5 protein-coding genes are annotated in these 4,705 nt (G+C 70.5%); 1 reads left to right on the forward strand and 4 read right to left on the reverse strand.

From position 1 onward, the window contains the following. Positions 1–99: 99 nt before the first annotated feature. From ACFYM2_RS34690 to ACFYM2_RS34705, 4 genes are all read right to left on the reverse strand, one after another. Positions 100–372 carry a hypothetical protein gene (locus ACFYM2_RS34690; protein WP_359009098.1) on the reverse strand — a complete coding sequence of 91 codons (273 nt, stop codon included), beginning with the start codon at positions 370–372 and terminating at the stop codon, positions 100–102. Between the two features lie 5 nt (positions 373–377). Further along, the gene (locus ACFYM2_RS34695) at positions 378–983 is read right to left on the reverse strand and encodes a DUF5994 family protein (RefSeq protein ID WP_359009100.1); all 606 of its coding nucleotides are present in this window, start codon (positions 981–983) and stop codon (positions 378–380) included. Positions 984–1,167: 184 nt separating this feature from the next. Next, entirely contained in the window at positions 1,168–1,917 is a 750-nt protein-coding gene (locus ACFYM2_RS34700) for an ANTAR domain-containing protein (protein ID WP_388841870.1), read from the reverse strand. Then, positions 1,914–2,639: an ANTAR domain-containing protein gene (locus tag ACFYM2_RS34705; protein WP_359009103.1), complete on the reverse strand. Its 726-nt coding sequence runs from the start codon at positions 2,637–2,639 to the stop codon at positions 1,914–1,916. Before ACFYM2_RS34705 ends, ACFYM2_RS34700 begins: the two co-directional genes overlap by 4 nt. A gap of 287 nt (positions 2,640–2,926) precedes the next feature. On the opposite strand from ACFYM2_RS34705, the gene ACFYM2_RS34710 reads away from it, so the two are divergent. Further along, positions 2,927–3,538, forward strand: a complete 612-nt coding sequence (locus ACFYM2_RS34710; RefSeq protein WP_359009105.1) for a GAF domain-containing protein — start codon at positions 2,927–2,929, stop codon at positions 3,536–3,538. The last annotated feature ends 1,167 nt before the right edge of the window (positions 3,539–4,705 follow it).

The following is a 4,705-nucleotide window of genomic DNA, read 5'->3' on the forward strand; positions in this document are numbered from 1 at the left end:
CGACGAGGGTGATCAGAAGCTGCATGATGCCGTCCCAATCGATGAGGAGTCCGGGGCTCAGCGAGCGGAGCCCCGGCGATGCGTGCGGCGTGTCACGGCTCAACTGCCGTGCTCATGGCGGATGCGGCGCCGTGGGCGGAGTCGTCCGCGGCCTCCGTCGCGCTGGTCGCGGCGGGTCGGGACGGCGGGCGGCTCGGCAGGGGTGGGAACCGGTTGTGCCGGGTCGCCGCTGCCTTTTCGGCCGAGGGGATCGAAGCGGCTGTAGTGGTGGAGCGCGATCCTGTGGGAGTGCTGAGCGTTGAGGAGGTGGATTACGCGTGCCGCCATGACGATCAGGAGCAGCGTGATGATGATGGCCAGGGCCGTGGTCATGGCGGTCACATCCCCATCGGGAGGGGGCTGCGGCGGGCCGTGCCGACGGCGGCGCAGGTAGACGAGGCGCCGCCCTCGTACTCCCACGCCTCTTCCCGGTCCTGCGGCCGGTCGGCCGCTGACGTGTCGTGCGGGGCCGGCACCGTGGCGCGCAGGACCTCCTCCGCTGCCATGAGTGCGCTCGCGGTGAGCTGGAGGCCGGTGCTGTCGGTCGCGGCGGCCATCAGGCGGGCCGCTGCGGCGGCGTTGGTTTCCGGCGGGATGACGAGGAGGTCCCAGCGTCCGGCCGTGTAGGAGAGCAGCAGGAGCTTGTGCGGGTCCTGCTCAGCCTTGAACCAGCCTGCCTTCACTACGTGCCCGGTGACGGGGATCTTCCGTGGAATGACGGGCCAGTGCTGGGGGTTCACGGCGATGTGGGTGATCCGGCCCCACCTGGGGGCCAAGGCGTCGATCAGTGCGGGCAGTTCACGCAGCAGGTCGCGGGAGCGGGGCCACCAGGCGCCGTCGAGGAGCCCGGGGGAGCTGCCGGGGGGTTTCAGCGCGACTCGCGCCGAGGGAAACGCCGGGGGCTCGCGTCGGGGGAAGTGCCGGTCGGTCGTGATCGCGGACATGGCGCGAACCTGTCTCCGGGAACACCGTCCACGGACGACACCCGGTGCTTTTGCTCAACCGAGAACGACGTCAGCGTGGAAGCCAGTGTGCGAAATGCTCCCGGTTCCTCAACCGTACTCCTCGGCGCCGGCGAACGGTGCGGCGGCCGAGGAATCGCGGCGCACTACTCCAGCGTGCGGCGGTTCAGGTTTCGGGGGTGGGCGGGGGGATGCTGGAGGTGTCCAGGGTGCCGTCGATGATCGAGGTGGCGAAGTCGGTCAGGCGTAGGTGGTGGCTGCGGGCGTAGCTGCGGAACGCGCGGAACGCTTCGTCGGGTGAGGTCCCCCAGCGTTCGGCGAGAAGGCCTTTGACCTGCTCCACCAGGATGCGGCTGTTGAGCGCGGTCTGGAGCTGGGTCTTCTCGATGTGGGACTGCTCCAGGGTGCGCTGCTGGAGGATCGTGATCGTGGCGACGCCCGCGAGGGCTTTGGCGAGCGCGATGTCGCTGTCGCCCAGGCGGTGGGGGGTCTTCTGGAAGAGGTTGAGTGCGCCGATGTTGCGGTCCCGCAGCCGCAGGGGGATCGCGTGGGTGGCCACGTAGCCGGTCTCGCGCGCCCGCGTGGCGAAGCGGGGCCAGCTCGCCGTCGCTTTGGGGCGGGTGAGGTCGATGTTGGTCCGGGCGGTGCCACTGCGGTAGCAGTCCACACACGGGCCCTGGTCGTGCTGGAGGACGAACAGCTCCAGAAGCCGGGTGTGTTCGTCGGATGCGGCCACGACCTGGAGATTCCCGAGCGGGTCGGCGAGCAGGATTCCGGCCGCCGAGACGTCGAGGAGTTCGACGCATCGGGTGGACAGGCGCTGGAGCAGGTCCAGCACGTCGAAGTCGTCCGTCAGTGTGTCGGCGACCTCCATGAAGACCTCCGCCAGGCGTTGTTCGCGGGCCATGCCGATCATCCCTTTCGACCGCCGCGCGACTGCGGCCCGTCCATATCGTCGTTGAACCGCAGCCTTCTGGCCACCACGTCCCCGGCCACGTCGCGGAGTGGCAGATCCCGGCTGTAGGCGAACGCCCTCAGCCGCAGCAGGGCCTCCGACAGGGAAACGTCCAGTTGGACGCTGACCATGCCAGTGGCCTGGTGCACTACTGCCTGATGCAATTCCCCCGGTGGCTCCAAGATCGTGCCGGAAGGCGCCCGCCCACTCTCATCGCCCTCAAGGAGCAGCCCGGTCAGTGCGGCGCCCAGAGCCAAGGCGTCGGCGTAGCGCTGCTCCGGCACAGTGGAGCTCGGCCTGGACGTCACCACGCTCAGCACGCCCAGCCGGATCGCACCGAGCCCCAGAGGGAAGCAGCACGCACCGCCCACGCCGATCTTCCGTGCCTCGGCCGGCAGGCCGGGCCAGCGGTCGGCGCGGACCGCGCCCAAGTTCGGTGCCAGGACGGCCGTGCCGCTGTGCGCAGCATCGAGACCCGGCCCCACACCGAGCGTGAACTGAAGCTCGTCGAAGCGTGCGGCCGTGCCCGGTGAACGCCAGAGCGGCTCCACCTGGCCCTCCCCGGCCAGCAGGGACACCGCGACGCCATCGGCATCCAGGGCCTGCACGCAGGCGACTGCCACGGCGCCGCTGTCGCTGTGACGCAGCGACCGGAGCACGTCGGCCATGCCGTCGCTGATCAATGGGAGTCCACCCTGCCGGGGTCGTGGGCAGTCTGCCCGCCAGCTCACTTCCCACCCTACCCACACCCGTCATGTCCCACCGGCGGCGCAGGGCGACTCTATGACCTTCTGAAAGGCTACGATGGACGTGAGCGAGTTCGCGGCCTGACCCCGCTCCAGGCAGGCTCAGGAGTTTCCCGATGGACGCACTGGAGAACACGACGGTGTGGAGCCGTGTTCTGCAAACGGCCGGCGACGGGGGCGGCCCCGTGTCTCTGGCGGCTGGGTGCATCGCTTGTCAGGAAGACATGGGTGCCGACGGGCTCGGCGTCAGTCTCATCACCCGCGGCGAGATCAGAGCCGTGGCCTACGCCACCGACACCCGCAGTCACCGGCTCGAAGACGCCCAGCTCGTCGCCGGCCAGGGCCCGTGCACCGAGGCGTACCTGCGCCGCCGCATGGTGGAGACGGACCTGCACCCTGCCGCCGAACGGTGGCCCTTCTTCGCCCAAACCGCTACAGAGCTGGGCATCCGCATGGTGATGGCGGTGCCCCTGCTGGTGGGAGACGACGTTCCCATTGGCGCCATGGACGTCTACCGCACCACTTCCCGCGTCCTCAGCACGGCGGACCGTACCCGGCTGGAAGCGTACTCCCGAGTCCTGGCGCTGCTCGCGCTGGACGCTCATCCCGCCCTCATCGGGTGGGACCAGGCATCGCCCGAGACCGCCCCCGTCGGATACCCGCCCATGGTCCACCAAGCGGCCGGGGCCGCGGCCGAAGCCAGCCAGGTCAGCACCGAGGAAGCGCTCGCCCGCATGCGCGCCCACGCCTTCAGCAACCAGCGGCTCCTGCTCGACATCTCCCGCGACATCCTCGCCGGACGCCTGCGGCTTGAGGAAGACCGCGACACGCCCTGACCCAGGAGTGTCAGGGCGGTGCCGTCGAAGAAGGCCGTTGCGCCTTCTCCGGGGCATGCTCCAGCGGCGCCGTCGAGTGGCTATCGAGCTCGCCTCGGGTGACGGCTGCCCAGTTGATCGCAGCCTCCACTGCGGCGACAGCCGACGTGCGGAGCTGACGGAGCTTCAAAAGGCGCGGCCCGCGCCGCATATGAGACCGCTGAACGAAGCGACGCCGTACGTAGCCACGTCATGTCACGGACCGCTTCGTATCCATCGGGCCTGCCCGCACCGGCCGGATATCGCCATGTGGGCCGGAAGTCGGGGTGTTGTCCATCCTCTGTCCGGTTCTACTCTGGCCCCAGGGCGATCGCCCGGCGCGCCGACACCGGTCGGCCGTCGGACGTCGCGCCCGTACGTATGGCCCCCCAGCCCCGGGGCGAGTGACGTTCAGAGCCGCATCGCCGACGACACGGCTCCGACCCCGTCCTCCCGACGGTTCGAGCTGGGGTGAACTCCCGCGCACCCCGGACGCCGGTGAGGACGACCGGTGCGAGGAGGCCGCGGAAGGGGAGAGCCGCACGTCCCCGCGCCACGGCCGCCGCCGGGTACACCCACGCCCGGCGGCGGCCGCACATTCCTGCCGGTCGCGAGACGTCCCCCGTTGTTCGTCCTCGTACCCCGAGACCACGCGGCGCCGGCCCGCCAGGAACCCTCTTCCACGGCGTCCGTCGGGCTCCGCGGTGCCTGCGCTCGGGCTGCGGCGCAGCGCGCCGTCGGTTCACCTCGTCCGTGCTCCACGCGCTGTCCCAGCCCGACTCGCCCCTCTGGCTGCTGCCGGCCCAACCGCTCCTGCCGATCGGTTACGAACAGAGCCCGCTCGGGTTCACGGACTCCAGAAGGGACACCGACGCTCTCCTGCCGACCTCAAAGGGCAGACCGGCAGGGAAGGCTTCACGCTACGCACCCGCACCGGACCCCGGGCCCGGCCAACCGGTTCTGGCTCACGGCCCGTTCGGCCCCTGCCCCGCGCCGCGCGCAGTGCGCCATGCTCGGGACACGGTACGAACTGCGGAGCCCGACCGGGCCCCCCACGGCGCGGGCCTCTGCCGGCCGCTCCGATGCACGGCCTCGGTCCGGCTTCCGTCCTATCTGAGGAGCAGCACATGGGAGTGCTCGTTTTCCTGA

Source organism: Streptomyces sp. NPDC006711 (genome assembly GCF_042869775.1).
Lineage (GTDB): Bacteria > Actinomycetota > Actinomycetes > Streptomycetales > Streptomycetaceae > Streptomyces.